Source organism: Neisseria mucosa (assembly GCF_003044445.1).
In the GTDB taxonomy this organism is placed as follows: domain Bacteria; phylum Pseudomonadota; class Gammaproteobacteria; order Burkholderiales; family Neisseriaceae; genus Neisseria; species Neisseria mucosa_A.
This window is the reverse complement of record NZ_POWX01000014.1, coordinates 1-14,584: the sequence shown is the minus strand read 5'-3', so window position 1 is coordinate 14,584 and position 14,584 is coordinate 1. Positions and strand designations below refer to the sequence as shown.

Here is a 14,584-nt window from a genome sequence, read left to right as displayed (position 1 = left end):
ATAGAAAATTTTTTCTGTTTTACATACTATTTTTCTTTCAAGGTCGTCTGAAAACCCGCTACTCTCCTTTTGGCGAAACTCGCCGTGCTCGTTTTCAGACGACCTTTTTCCAACCCTGCTACAATACGCCTTTTATTGTTCACGCCGATTTTGCCATGACCGAGCCGACCTACATCCCGCTGCGCCTGCATACCGAGTTTTCGATTACCGACGGTATGGTGCGGATTAAAAAACTGATTGCCAAAGCGCAGGAATACGGTTTGCCTGCTTTGGGCATCAGCGATTTGATGAACGAATTCGGTTTGGTGAAATTCTATAAGGCCTGCCGCAGCGCGGGGATTAAGCCCGTCGGTGCGGCGGATGTGTGGATAGGTAATCCGAATGCGCCCGACAAGCCGTTCCGCGCCATGCTGATTATCCGCAACGATGCGGGTTATCTGCGTTTGAGCGAACTTTTGACGGCGGCTTATGTCGGCAAAGACCGCAATGTCCATCATGCGGAACTCAATCCCGAATGGCTGAAAAACGGCGACAACAGCGGCTTGATTTGCTTGAGCGGCGCACATTACGGCGAAGTGGGCGTGAATCTTTTGAACGGCAATGAAGACGCGGCGCGTGCGGCGGCGTTGAAGTATGCGGCGTGGTTCCCCGATGCGTTTTATCTGGAGCTGCAACGCCTGCCCGAGCGTCCCGAATGGGAGGCTTGGGTTTCGGGCAGTGTGAAGCTGGCGGAGGAGTTGGGTTTGCCGGTGGTGGCGACGCATCCGACGCAGTTTATGAGCCGCGACGATTTCAACGCGCACGAGGCGCGGGTGTGCATCGCGGGCGGCTGGGTGCTGACGGACAAGAAACGTCCGCGCGATTTTACGCCGAGCCAGTTTTTCATTCCGCCGGAAACGATGCTGGAACGTTTCGCCGACTTGCCCGAAGCCTTGGAAAACACGGTGGAAATCGCCAAACGCTGCAATATCCATATCACGTTGGGCAAAAACTTCCTGCCCCTGTTCCCGACGCCTGACGGCTTGTCGCTGGACGATTATTTGGTGAAACTATCCAACGATGGCTTGCAGGAACGCATGGTTCAGCTTTATCCCGACGAGGCGGAACGGGCGGCGAAAATGCCAGAATATCAGGAACGTTTGGATTTTGAGTTGAATATCATCATCCAGATGAAATTCCCCGGCTACTTTCTTATTGTACAAGACTTTATCAACTGGGCAAAAACGCACGGCTGTCCGGTCGGACCGGGACGCGGTTCGGGCGCGGGCTCGCTGGTGGCGTATTCGCTGAAGATTACCGACCTCGACCCGCTGAAATACGCGCTGCTGTTCGAACGTTTCCTAAACCCCGAACGCGTTTCCATGCCTGACTTCGACGTGGACTTCTGTCAGGCAAACCGCGGGCGCGTGATTGAATATGTGCGCGAAAAATACGGCGCGGAGGCGGTCAGCCAGATTGTGACCTTCGGCACGATGTCGTCCAAAGCGGTAATCCGCGACGTGGGGCGCGTGCTGGAGCTGCCGTTTACCCTGTGCGACAAACTGTCGAAGCTGATTCCGCTGGAAGCCAACAAACCTTTGGGTTTGGACGACGCGATGAAGGCGGAGCCGCAAATTCAGGAATTGATCGAAGCGGAAGAAGCGGACGAACTGATTACGCTGGCGAAAAAGCTGGAAGATTTGACGCGCGGTCTGGGTATGCACGCAGGCGGCGTGTTGATTGCGCCGGGTAAGATTTCCGATTACAGCCCCGTGTATCAGGCAGACGAATCCGCCTCGCCCGTATCCATGTACGACAAGGGCGACGTGGAAGACGTGGGCTTGGTGAAGTTCGACTTTTTGGGCCTGCGCAACCTGACCATTATCGAAATGGCGCAGGACAACATCAAAAACACCACCGGCGATATTGTCGATGTCGGCACAATCCCGCTCGACGACCAAGCCGCCTACAAAATCTTCCGCGATGCGAACACCACCGCCGTATTCCAGTTCGAGTCGACCGGCATGAAAAAAATGCTGAAAACGGCGCACACCACCAAGTTTGAAGAACTCATCGCCTTCGTATCGCTCTACCGACCCGGCCCGATGGACAACATCCCCGACTTCGTCGCGCGCATGAAGGGTCAGGAATTCCAATACATCCACCCGCTGCTCGAAGGCATTCTCGCGCCGACCTACGGGATTATGGTGTATCAGGAACAAGTGATGCAGGCGGCGCAGATTATCGGCGGCTACTCGCTCGGCGGCGCGGACCTGCTGCGTCGTGCCATGGGTAAGAAAAAGCCCGAAGAAATGGTGAAACACCGCGAAATCTTCGCCGAAGGCGCGGCAAAACAAGGCATTTCGCGCGAAAAATCCGACGAAATCTTCAACTACATGGAAAAATTCGCCGGCTACGGTTTCAACAAATCCCACGCCGCCGCCTACGCCCTGATTTCCTATCAGACCGCATGGCTCAAAGCCCACTACCCCGCCGAATTTATGGCGGCAACCATGTCGTCTGAATTGGACAACACCGACCAGCTCAAACATTTCTACGACGACTGCCGCGCCAACGGCATCGAGTTCCTGCCGCCCGACATCAACGAATCCGACTACCGCTTCACGCCGTATCCGAACATGAAAATCCGCTACGCACTCGGCGCGATTAAAGGCACCGGCGAAGCAGCCGTCGAATCCATCATCGCCGCGCGGCAAAGCGGCGGCAAGTTTACCGGCCTCTTGGACTTCTGCGAGCGCGTCGGCAAAGAACACATGAACCGCCGCACCCTCGAAGCCCTGATACGCGGCGGCGCGTTCGACAGCATCGAACCCAACCGCGCCATGCTCTTGGCAAACATCGACCTCGCCATGAACAACGCCGACCAAAAAGCCGCCAACGCCAATCAGGGCGGACTTTTCGACATGATGGAAGACGCCATCGAACCGGTGCAGCTCGTCGATGCGCCCATGTGGAGCGAATCGGAAAAACTCGCCGAAGAAAAAACCGTCATCGGCTTCTACTTGTCCGGTCACCCGTTCGGCCCGTATGCCCAAGAAGTCCGTCAAATCGCCCCGACCAAATTAGGTCGTCTGAAACCGCAAGACAGCGTGCGCCTCGCCGGATTCGTTACCGCCGTGCGCACCATGATGGGCAAACGCGGCAAAATCGCCTTCGTCAGCCTCGAAGATTTGAGCGGGCAGATTGAAATCATGGTCAGCGGCCAGACGCTGGAAAACTGCGCCGACTACCTCAAATCCGACCAAGTGCTGATTATCGAGTCTAAAGTCAGCCGCGACGACTACGGCGGCGGCGACGGACTACGCATCATGGCAAACCAAGTCATGACCCTGCAAATGGCGCGCGAACGCTACGCCCGCAGCCTCAGCCTCGCCCTCGCCCCCGGCCACGACATCGAACGCCTCGCTACCATCCTCACCGCCCACCGCCTGCCCGACACGTCGCACATTCCGTTGCAACTGTCGTACAGCAACGACAAAGCGTCGGGCAGGTTTCAGGTGCCGCCGAAATGGATGGTTACGCCGAGCTCCGCGTTATTCGATGAATTGGAAAAACTGCTCGGCAGTCGGGCGGTACGCGTGAATTGGTAGTGTGTTGGTAAACCATAGGTTTATTTCGGAACCGATTGAAACTTCCGTAAAAAATCTGACAAAATTTGATGATTCAGGTCGTCTGAAATCCAAAATCTGGCTTTCAGACGACCTCAAATAAGGATCAACATGAAATACAAAGACCTACGCGACTTCATCGCCATGCTTGAACAGCAGGGCAAACTCAAGCGCGTCGCGCATCCCGTTTCCCCGCATTTGGAAATGACCGAAATCGCCGACCGCGTGCTGCGTGCCGAAGGGCCGGCGTTGCTGTTTGAAAACCCGATTAAGCCCGACGGTACGCGCTACGATTATCCCGTGTTGGCGAACCTGTTCGGCACGCCCGAACGTGTGGCGATGGGCATGGGTGCGGACAGCGTGTCCAAACTGCGCGAAATCGGGCAGACGCTGGCGTATTTGAAAGAACCCGAACCGCCCAAAGGCATTAAAGACGCGTTTTCCAAACTGCCGCTGTTGAAAGATATTTGGAGCATGGCGCCGAACGTGGTGAAAAACGCGCCGTGTCAGGAAATCGTATGGGAAGGTGAAGACGTTGATTTGTATAAACTTCCGATTCAGCATTGCTGGCCGGAAGACGTTGCGCCGCTGGTAACGTGGGGCTTGACCGTAACGCGCGGTCCGCACAAAAAACGCCAGAATTTAGGCATTTACCGTCAGCAATTAATCGGCAAAAACAAGCTGATTATGCGCTGGCTGTCGCATCGCGGCGGCGCTCTGGATTATCAGGAGTTCCGCAAACTCAATCCCGATACGCCGTATCCCGTCGCCGTCGTACTCGGCTGCGACCCCGCCACCATTTTGGGCGCGGTAACGCCCGTTCCCGATACCTTGAGCGAATACCAGTTTGCCGGACTGCTGCGCGGTTCGCGGACGGAGCTGGTGAAATGTATCGGCAAAGATTTGCAAGTGCCTGCTCGCGCCGAAATCGTGCTGGAAGGCGTCATTCATCCGAACGAAACCGCGTTGGAAGGCCCATACGGCGACCACACGGGCTATTACAACGAGCAGGACCATTTCCCCGTGTTTACGGTCGAGCGCATCACCATGCGCGAAAACCCGATTTACCATTCCACCTACACAGGCAAACCGCCCGATGAACCCGCCGTTTTGGGCGTAGCGTTGAACGAAGTGTTCGTACCGCTCTTGCAAAAGCAGTTTCCCGAAATCACCGATTTCTACCTGCCGCCCGAAGGCTGTTCCTACCGCATGGCAGTGGTGAGCATGAAAAAACAGTACGCCGGACACGCCAAGCGCGTGATGATGGGCTGCTGGTCGTTCCTGCGCCAGTTTATGTACACCAAATTCATCATCGTGGTGGATGACGATGTGAACGTGCGCGACTGGAAAGAAGTCATCTGGGCGGTCACCACGCGCATGGACCCCGTACGCGATACCGTTTTAGTGGAAAACACGCCCATCGACTACCTCGACTTCGCCAGCCCCGTCAGCGGACTCGGCGGCAAAATGGGCTTGGATGCGACCAACAAATGGCCGGGCGAAACCGACCGAGAATGGGGACGGGTGATCAAAAAAGACCCTGCGGTTACGGCTAAGATTGATGAGATTTGGGGGGAGCTGGGTTTATAAACCCGAATATCAAAAGGTCGTCTGAAAAGGTTTTTTACAGCGGATTGGAACAGGGAAGATTCAATTACCGTCATTCCCGCGCAGGCGGGAATCCAGAAGTTTGAAGTCGCGGCAACCTCTAAATATTCCTGATAAATCAGGGCTCGGATTCCCGCCTGCGCGTACATGACGGAATAGGGATTCCTTGTTTGGATTTACTATAACGCCAGTATATTTTACGGAGTTTAAATAGTGGTATTGGATTTTGTAGCTGGCGTTCTCGAACTCTTTGTCGCTACTTGGGATTTCCTGAGCTACGGCAAAAAGCGCATTTCCGTTCTGCGCCGTGCATATCGGCATGGCGGCCGGCGGAAAGTACGGCGCGTATTGACTGGACGTAAGATGGAAATTGCCGTCTGGCTGGTATTTGTGATGATATTGGCAGCGGGAATGGTATTTGCTTGGACAATCATTGCTTCGGTGGTGTGGCAGGCTTTTAGCTGAGTAGGTAATTTGAACCGTCGATAAGGTAACAATGACCTGACTACAATTTCAAAAAAGGTCGCCTAAACCCGAATCCGGGTTTCAGACGACCTTTTTTCTACATCAATAAGCGATGTTCAGCTGGCAATCAATAGAAGCCTTCGCGCTCTTCGCGGGTGGAGATGTAGATGTTTTTCACCTGAGTATAAGCGGCGAGCATCATTTTGTGGGTTTCGCGGCCGATGCCTGAAGTTTTATAGCCGCCGAACGGTGCGCCTGCGGGCAGGCGGTTGTAGCAGTTCACCCAAACGCGGCCGGTTTCCAGCGCATTGGAAACGCGCAGGCAGCGGTTGATGTCGGTACTCCACACTGCGCCACCCAAGCCGTATTCACTGTCATTCGCCATTTTGATGACTTCTTCTTCGGTTTTGAATTTAATCACGGTAGCAACCGGGCCGAAGATTTCTTCTTGGGCGACGCGGGTGCTGTTGCTGCCGGCTTCAATCAAGGTCGGCTCGACAAATTCGCCTTTGCCCAATTCGCCTTCGATTTTCTTACCGCCGGTGATGATGCGGCAGCCTTCCTGTTCGCCGATTTTGACGTATTTCAAAATGGTTTCAAGCTGACCGGCGTTGACTTGAGAACCCATTTGGGTGTCGTCTTCCCAAGGCAAACCGACTTTGATTTTTTTGAATTCTTCCGCCAAGGCGTTGACGAATTTGTCGTAAATGCCTTCTTGTACGAAGATACGCGAACCGGCGCAGCACACTTGGCCTTGGTTGAACAAAATACCTTTTTGTGCGCCTTCGAGGGCTTTGTCGAACGGCATGTCGTCAAAGAAGATGTTGGCAGATTTGCCGCCCAGTTCCAAGGTGGCGGGAATCAGCATTTCAGCAGCGGCGATGCCGATGTGGCGGCCGATTTCGGTCGAGCCGGTAAAGGCGAGTTTGTTGAAGCCTTTGTGGTGCAGCATGTATTCGCCGGATTTAGAACCGCGTCCGGTGATGATGTTCAACACGCCTTTAGGCAGCAAGTGGTTGATTTTTTGAGCGAACGACAGCAGGCTCAGCGAAGTGCTGGAAGACGGGTGGATAACGATGGTACAGCCTGCGGCGAGTGCGGGCGCAATTTTCCAAGCCGCCATCAGGAAGGGGAAGTTCCACGGAATGATCTGACCGACCACGCCGATAGGCTCGCGCAGAACGATAGACAGGTCTTCGGAGTCAAGCTGGGTGGCAGTGCCTTCTTCGCCGCGGATTACACTGGCAAAGTAGCGGAAATGGTCGGAAGCCAGCGGGATGTCGGCGGCGCGGGTTTCGCGGATGGGTTTGCCGTTGTCCAGAGTTTCCTGCAAGGCGAACAATTCCAAGTTTTCGTCAATCACATCGGCGATTTTGTTGAGGATGGCAGCGCGTTCGGTGGTGGTGGTTTTGCGCCATGTTTTGAACGCTTCTTGCGCGGCGGCAACCGCAGCATCAACATCGGCATCGGATGCGTCGGTAAATTTAGCCAGCAATTCGCCGTTGGCAGGATTGTATGAATCCAAAAGCGCGCCGGGTTTGGTCCACACGCCGTTAATCAAGAGGCCGTACTCTTTATCAAACACATTTAAATCTTTTGCCATGATGCTGTCTCCTTAGTTGTCTTTCTTAGGTTTTGGACGTTCCTCAAACGTCGTCTGAAAATAGAATAGTATTTTTTCTCTTTCAGTTCAAGCATTAAAAGTGATAACGTTCTCAAAATTCCAAATATGTAATTTTCTAAAATAGGAAATTCAATCCAGCAAGGCTTGGCCCCGTATGAAAATGAAGCAGGTTTGTTAATGTATTTAAAGTTTTCAGACGATCTTTTTTACATGATATGTGTAAGAAATTTTCAGCGTCTTGGTGGGCATATTTTCAGGCAGGCAAAATGTTATGATATAACATTTTATTTCTTATTTTTCAAAAAGATAGGGTGTTGACACGGCGAAATGAAGGGGAGTATTCTCATTTACAGGGAGGTTACCTCTACAGGGGGTTTACCTCCTACCCGACCTTTTACGGATTTCTTACGAATGCCAAGGAGAACACCATGAAGATGCAAGCTGTTGTTGTGAATCAAAATGTAGAGGGCGATGTAGAAGTTGTAGAACGCGAAGTGCGCCCGTTGGAATACGGCGAGGCGTTGGTTGAAGTCGAATATTGCGGCGTGTGCCATACCGATCTGCACGTTGCGGCAGGCGACTACGGCGAAAAACCGGGGCGCGTGTTGGGACACGAAGGCATCGGCATCGTCAAAGAAGTCGCTCCGGGCGCGGATGCCCTGAAAGTCGGCGACCGCGTCAGCATCGCATGGTTGTTCCAAAGCTGCGGTTCGTGCGAATACTGTAATACCGGCCGCGAAACCTTGTGCCGTTCCGTATTGAACGCAGGCTACACCGCCGACGGCGGCATGGCGACCCACTGTATCGTCGATGCGGACTACGCCGTTAAAGTACCCGACGGACTTGATCCCGCACAAGCCTCCAGCATTACCTGCGCCGGCGTAACCACTTACAAAGGCGTGAAAGTTTCCGGCGTGCGTCCGGGACAATGGATTGCCGTTTACGGCGCGGGCGGTTTGGGCAACTTGGGTGTCCAATACGCGAAAAAAGTATTCGGCGCACACGTCGTCGCCATCGACATCAACGATGAAAAACTGGCATTCGCTAAAGAAAGCGGCGCAGATTTGGTGATTAATGCAGCTAAAGAAGACGCTGCCAAAGTGATTCAGGAAAAAACCGGCGGTGCACACGCAGCCGTTGTTACCGCCGTATCCGCCGCCGCGTTCAACTCTGCCGTAGACTGCGTCCGCGCTGGCGGCCGCGTCGTTGCCATCGGTCTGCCGCCCGAATCTATGGACTTGTCCATCCCGCGTCTGGTCTTGGACGGCATCGAAGTGGTCGGCTCGCTGGTCGGCACGCGCAAAGACTTGGAAGAAGCCTTCCAATTCGGCGCAGAAGGCTTGGTGGTACCGAAAGTCCAACTGCGCGCCTTGGACGAAGCTCCGGCAATCTTCCAAGAAATGCGCGAAGGCAAAATCACCGGTCGCATGGTTATCGACATGAAAAAAGAATGCGGCTGCGGTCATCATTAATTTGATGTGGGCAGTTGACTAAAAAGGTCGTCTGAAACCTTGTTTTGGGGTTTCAGACGACCTTTAATTTATCGGCATGAAAATATAGTGGATTAACTTTAAATCAGGACAAGGCGACGAAGCCGCAGACAGTACAGATAGTACGGCAAGGCGAGGCAACACCGTACTGGTTTAAAGTTAATCCACTATAAAAAAACTTGCGCCGTCATTCACGCACCGACAGGTATGATCGCAGTTAACTCAACGAATGGCCAAATCTCTAAATCTTCGCAAGTATTCTCATAAAAAGGTCGTCTGAAAAACCTGAAATCCGTTTTTCAAACGACCTTTTGTTCCACCTTACAAGCGCGTGACGCTCAAGACACCTTTGACGTCGCCGAGGCTGGCGAGGACGCGCGGGAGGTCGTTGACCTGTTTGACTTCCAGCGTGAACCTCATGCTGGCTTCCAAGTCGCGGGACTGGGTTTGCACGGCGGTAACGTTGAGTTTGTGGCGGGCGAGCGCGTCGGATACGTCGCGCAAAAGGCCTGAGCGGTCTTGGGCGCGGATTTCGACATCGACGGCGAACACTTGTCCTTCCTGCAATGCCGCCCAGCTTGCGTTCAGCACTTTCTCAGGCGCTTGTTCGGCGAGGTGTTGGAAAGACGGGCAGGTTTTGCGGTGTACCGAAATGCCGCGTTCGCGGGTAACGAAGCCGACAATATCGTCGGGCGGCGCGGGTTTGCAGCATTTGGCAAGCGTGGTCATCAGGCCGTCTTCGCCGTCGATAAGGACGCCTGTTTTGCCGCCTTTTTTGATTTTGGACTGTTTGACGATGGTGGTTTCGCTGACGGGTACGGGCGGCGGTTCATTCAGCGTGCCGCAGGCTTTCTGGATGGCGCGGTTGGAAATTTCGCCCTGTCCGACGGCGGTATAGAGGTCGTCGAGTTTTTTGTAGCCGAGGTTTTCGGCAAGCTCTTGCAGGTTGGGCTTGGGCGTGAGTTTGGCAAGCTGTTTGTCGAGTTGGACGCGGCCTTCTTCGCGCACGGTGTCGGCGTTTTGCTGACGGATGTAGGCGCGGATTTTGCCGATTGCCTTGCTGGATTTGACCCAGCCTTCGTAGAGCCAGTTGACGGAAGGATGCCCTTCTTTGGCGGTAATGATTTCGACGCGCTGTCCGTTTTCGAGCGGGGTGGACAGCGGCACGATTTGCCCTTCGACTTTCGCGCCGCGGCAACGGTCGCCGATGCTGCTGTGCAGGGCGTAGGCGAAGTCGATGGGTGTCGCGCCCGTGGGCAGGGAAAGGACTTTGCCGTGCGGGGTCAGGACGTAAATCGTGTCGTTGAAAAGCTCGGTTTTGAAGGCGGCGGCGAGGTCTTCCTTGCCGCTTTCCGCCATGTTTTCGCGCCAGTCCAAGAGTTGGCGCAACCAGGCGATTTTTTGTTCGTAGGCGGAATCGCCCTTGCCGCCCTCTTTGTAACGCCAGTGCGCGGCGACACCGAATTCGTTGAATTGGTGCATATCGAAGGTGCGGATTTGCACTTCCACGCCTTTGTCTTCGGGGCCGACGATAACGGTGTGCAAACTTTTATAGCCGTTGCCTTTGGGGTTGGCGATGTAGTCGTCGAACTCGCCGGGGATGGGCTGCCAGAGGCTGTGGACGATACCCAGCGTGGTGTAACACTCGGGAACGGTATCGACCAGAATCCGCACGGCGCGGATGTCGAACAGCCCGTCGAAGCTGAGTTTTTTCTTCACCATTTTTTTGTAAATGGAGTAGATGTGTTTCGGACGGCCGGCGACTTCAAAATGAACGTTGTATTTTTTGAGTTCGCCGCGCAGGATATTGAGGAAGTTTTCGATGTATTCGAGGCGTTCGGTGCGTTTTTCGTCTAAAAGCAGCGCGATTTCGCGGTATTTTTCGGGTTCTTGATGGCGGAAGCCGAGGTCTTCGAGCTGCCATTTGAGCTGCCACACGCCCAGACGGTTGGCGAGCGGGGCGAAGATGTCGAGGGTTTCTTTGGCGACGGCGCGTTTTTCGGGGCTGTCGGGAACCTCGCTGAGAAACTGCATGGTGCGGGTGCGCATGGCGAGTTTGATCAACACGACGCGGATGTCAGTTACCATCGCCAGCAGCATTTTACGCATGGTTTCGGCCTGTTGCGCACGCTCTTCGGGCGTAGCCAGGCTGTCGACGCGGGCGAAATGGGTTAGCTTCTGCACTTCGTCCACACCTTTAACCAGCTCGGCGACGGTGCTGTTGCAGCGTTCGGAAACCAATAGATTCCAGTCGGGGACGTAGCGTCCAATGTCGGCAAGCAGCGTCGCGGCGACGGCATCGGGGAGCAGGTCGAGTTCGTTGACCATCTGCGCTGCGCCGAGCAAATGGTCGAGCAGCGGTTCGCCATACGGCGTGACGGCATCGGCGGGATAGTGTTCCTGCGCCAGCGACCATGCGGTACCGATGAGGTTTTTATCGTTGTCCGGCAGCGCGGCGCAGTAGCTGTCAAACCATTCGCGCAATTCTTGCGGAGTCGCGCTTTGCGTGTCTTGAATCGGGCTGGTGTTGGTCATGATGGTGTCTTTTCGTTTCGATAAAAACAGGTTTATTGTAACAGGTTGTAAAGCGGATTTGCGGGCTGTTGTATGTAAGCGGGTTGTTTCAGACGACCTTAAATGATATGGTTCGTCCGTTTGATGAACTTGAAAAGGAATATCCGATGAAGCTGTATGTTTACGACCATTGCCCGTTTTGCGTGCGGGCGCGGATGGCAGCGGGGCTGTTGGGCGCGGACGTTGAAGAAGTCGTGCTGGCAAACGATGACGAGGCGACACCGATCGGCATGATTGGCGCGAAACAAGTGCCCATCCTGCAAAAAGAAGACGGTTCGTTTATGGGCGAGAGTTTGGACGTTGTCCGCTATCTTGACCGCGAGGGTCGTCTGAAAGATGAAACCCGCCCTGAAATCCAGGCATGGTTGGACAAAGTGGGCGAATACAACCTGAAACTCGTCCAGCCGCGCGTGGTGAAAATCGGGCTGCCTGAATTTGAAACAGCAGAAGCGGTGAAATATTTCACGGACAAAAAAGAGAAAAATATCGGCAGCTTCGCCACCAATTTGGACAAAACCGGTCAGTATGTGCAACGGCTGAACGGGGATTTGGCGGAACTGGAAACGCTGATGACAGAAGGCGGAGCAGGCTTGAACGGCGAAATCGGCATGGAAGACATATTGGTGTTCCCGATATTGCGCAACCTGACCGTCGTGCGCGGTGTCGAATGGCCGCAGAAGATTATGGACTACCTGCTGCGCATGAGCGAAGCATCGGGTGTGCCGCTGTATTTCGACCGCGCCTTGTAATAACCGAATCCGCCGGATAAAACAAACGGAAAGGTCGTCTGAAAACAGTTTTCAGACGACCTTTCCGTTTGCGCCCGCCCTACCTTCCGGGAGTGAATGGAATCAGGCGGAACAAGCATGGCGAGAAATTGTTGATGTATGACCCCGAACAGATCGGGTGATACATCAATAATTCCTAGCTGTGCTTATTGTGCGGCAGGTGCAGAAGCAGCAGCTGCGGCTGCGCCTTCAGCGGCGCTGCGTTGGTAGCCTTTGTCTTTCATACATGCATCGAACACGGCGCGGTCTTGGTTTGCACCGGAAGCTTGTTGACATTGAGCGATTGCCTCTTCAACGCTTACGCTAGGGGTTTTAGCTTCTTCAGTAGTTTTGCTGCTAGAGCAGGCACCCAGCATCAGGCTTGCAGCGGCAACGGCGATCAATAAAGTTTTCATGTCGTATATTCCTATTGTGATTGATGGTTTACAGCGCAAATTTGCGTCTGTCTCAAAACAGAGTCCCATTAGTACGATTTAGTTTCATTTACATATGAAAGTTTTCGATAAGTTTGAACTATGACAGTAAATGCCGTCAGGAAATGATAAGCGGTTTCAAAAATTTAAGGGACATAAACGCCGCCGGCATGGCAATGTAAAAAATTTCCTTCCCATCCCGGCGACACCGCCCAATCCCAACGTCCCGACCGCCTGCCGTTGGGCGGCGCAAGGGTTTTATGGCATAATCGCGCTTACCTTTCCATACCGCAGAGACCACATCCCCCTTCTGCGGTTTGCCGTAAACCGGCCGCACACTTTGCCGGCGGCATCCTACCGAACACACAATCAAAACATCCTCCCGTTTCAGACGACCCCATGCGGCATTCCGCATCCCGTCCGGACAGAAAGATACCGCCATGAATCCATTCGCCTCACTCGGGCTTGGCAGCGAAATCGTTTCCGCGCTGACCGAACAAGGTTATGAAAACCCGACGCCCATCCAAGCCGCCGCCATCCCCAAAGCACTCGCCGGCCACGACTTGCTCGCCGCCGCCCAAACCGGCACAGGCAAAACCGCCGCCTTTATGCTGCCCAGCCTGGAACGCCTCAAACGCTACGCCACTTCCAGTACCTCGCCCGCGATGCACCCCGTGCGTATGCTCGTATTGACCCCGACGCGCGAACTTGCCGACCAAATCGACCAAAACGTGCAGGGCTATATTAAAAACCTGCCGTTGCGGCACACCGTCCTCTTCGGCGGCGTCAACATGGACAAACAAACCGCCGACCTGCGCGCCGGCTGCGAAATCGTCGTCGCCACCGTCGGCCGGCTGCTTGACCACGTCAAACAGAAAAACATCAACCTAAATAAAGTCGAAATCGTCGTCCTCGACGAAGCCGACCGTATGTTGGATATGGGTTTCATCGACGACATCCGCAAAATCATGCAGATGCTGCCCAAGCCACGCCAAACCCTACTCTTTTCCGCAACCTTTGCCCCGCCCATCCGCAAACTTGCCAAAGATTTCATGAACGCGCCCGAAATCGTCGAAGTCGCCGCGCAAAACACCACCAGCGCCAATGTCGAGCAGCACATCATCGCCGTTGACGCGCTCAAAAAACGCAATCTTTTAGAGCGGCTGATTGTCGATTTGCAGATGAACCAAGTCATCGTGTTCTGCAAAACCAAACAAAGCGTTGACCAAGTGACCCGCGACCTCGTGCGCCGCAACCTCGCCGCCCAATCCATCCACGGCGACAAATCCCAGCAAAGCCGCCTCGAAACCCTCAACGCCTTCAAAGAAGGCAGCCTGCGCGTCCTCGTCGCCACCGACGTCGCCGCACGCGGACTGGACATCGCCGAACTGCCCTTCGTCATCAACTACGAACTGCCGACCCAGCCCGAAGACTACGTCCACCGTATCGGACGCACTGGCAGGGCGGGCGCGGACGGCGTTGCCATTTCCCTGATGGACAAAACCGAGCAAAAAATGTTTGAAGCCATCAAAGAATTGACCGGCAACGACTTGGCAGTCGAACGCATCGAAGGCTTCGAGCCGCAGTGGTGGGGAACCGACGCCGACGGCGATGCCGCCGCAGACACCCAAACCACCCCGACCCGCAGCCGCGGCAGCGACAGAAACCGTTCCGAACGGAACAACCGCAGCGAACGCAATGAACGTAACGAGCGCGGCGACAAATCACCAAAAGCCGACAAAACCGATCCCAGCGCCGCCTGCGGCACCATCGCCGGACGCAGCCGCCGCAGCCGCAGGGAACGCCAACCCTGCGCCCTGCTGCAACCCAATTACGGTACGAAATAAAGCCGGCTCTCCATTAAATCCAAAAGGTCGTCTGAAAAAGTGAACTGGCCCCCAAATCTTGGACACTCATAAAAGCCTATTCAGGCGCTCTGTGCAAGCTGGGTTCTGTATGCGACAGGACTCAGCTTTTTCAATTTCAAACTGCAACGCTCGCGGTTGTAGTAATC

Annotated in this window: 10 protein-coding genes; 6 read left to right on the top strand and 4 right to left on the bottom strand. The window is 54.5% G+C overall.

Features of this window, described 5'->3' with window-relative positions; translation table 11 throughout:
- The first annotated feature begins 155 nt into the window (after window positions 1-155).
- From dnaE to DBY90_RS08610, 3 genes are all read left to right on the top strand, one after another.
- On the top strand, window positions 156-3,590 hold the full coding sequence (dnaE, locus tag DBY90_RS08620) for a DNA polymerase III subunit alpha (RefSeq protein WP_070494056.1): 3,435 nt from the start codon (window positions 156-158) through the stop codon (window positions 3,588-3,590).
- Window positions 3,591-3,719: 129 nt separating this feature from the next.
- A complete protein-coding gene (gene ubiD, locus DBY90_RS08615; RefSeq protein WP_070494059.1) occupies window positions 3,720-5,198 on the top strand; it encodes a 4-hydroxy-3-polyprenylbenzoate decarboxylase in 1,479 nt (492 codons plus the stop codon).
- 231 nt (window positions 5,199-5,429) lie between these two features.
- The gene (locus DBY90_RS08610; RefSeq protein WP_070494062.1) at window positions 5,430-5,681 is read left to right on the top strand and encodes a hypothetical protein; all 252 of its coding nucleotides are present in this window, start codon (window positions 5,430-5,432) and stop codon (window positions 5,679-5,681) included.
- A gap of 127 nt (window positions 5,682-5,808) precedes the next feature.
- Here DBY90_RS08610 and DBY90_RS08605 read toward each other — a convergent pair whose 3' ends face one another.
- Window positions 5,809-7,284: an aldehyde dehydrogenase family protein gene (locus DBY90_RS08605; RefSeq protein ID WP_070494065.1), complete on the bottom strand. Its 1,476-nt coding sequence runs from the start codon at window positions 7,282-7,284 to the stop codon at window positions 5,809-5,811.
- A gap of 449 nt (window positions 7,285-7,733) precedes the next feature.
- On the opposite strand from DBY90_RS08605, the gene adhP reads away from it, so the two are divergent.
- On the top strand, window positions 7,734-8,777 hold the full coding sequence (gene adhP, locus DBY90_RS08600) for an alcohol dehydrogenase AdhP (RefSeq protein ID WP_081452105.1): 1,044 nt from the start codon (window positions 7,734-7,736) through the stop codon (window positions 8,775-8,777).
- Between the two features lie 339 nt (window positions 8,778-9,116).
- Here adhP and DBY90_RS08590 read toward each other — a convergent pair whose 3' ends face one another.
- A complete protein-coding gene (locus DBY90_RS08590) occupies window positions 9,117-11,330 on the bottom strand; it encodes a RelA/SpoT family protein (RefSeq protein WP_070494068.1) in 2,214 nt (737 codons plus the stop codon).
- A 146-nt stretch (window positions 11,331-11,476) separates the two neighbouring features.
- Between DBY90_RS08590 and DBY90_RS08585 the strand changes: the two genes are divergently transcribed.
- Window positions 11,477-12,118 (top strand): GrxB family glutaredoxin, encoded by a 642-nt coding sequence (locus tag DBY90_RS08585; protein ID WP_070494071.1) that lies wholly within the window; start codon window positions 11,477-11,479, stop codon window positions 12,116-12,118.
- A 185-nt stretch (window positions 12,119-12,303) separates the two neighbouring features.
- Here DBY90_RS08585 and DBY90_RS08580 read toward each other — a convergent pair whose 3' ends face one another.
- A complete protein-coding gene (locus DBY90_RS08580) occupies window positions 12,304-12,552 on the bottom strand; it encodes a hypothetical protein (protein ID WP_003757173.1) in 249 nt (82 codons plus the stop codon).
- A 458-nt stretch (window positions 12,553-13,010) separates the two neighbouring features.
- On the opposite strand from DBY90_RS08580, the gene DBY90_RS08570 reads away from it, so the two are divergent.
- The gene (locus tag DBY90_RS08570) at window positions 13,011-14,417 is read left to right on the top strand and encodes a DEAD/DEAH box helicase (RefSeq protein ID WP_070494078.1); all 1,407 of its coding nucleotides are present in this window, start codon (window positions 13,011-13,013) and stop codon (window positions 14,415-14,417) included.
- Window positions 14,418-14,497: 80 nt separating this feature from the next.
- Here DBY90_RS08570 and DBY90_RS13680 read toward each other — a convergent pair.
- On the bottom strand, window positions 14,498-14,584 hold an 87-nt coding region (locus DBY90_RS13680; RefSeq protein WP_159069391.1), incomplete at its 5' end, for an IS3 family transposase.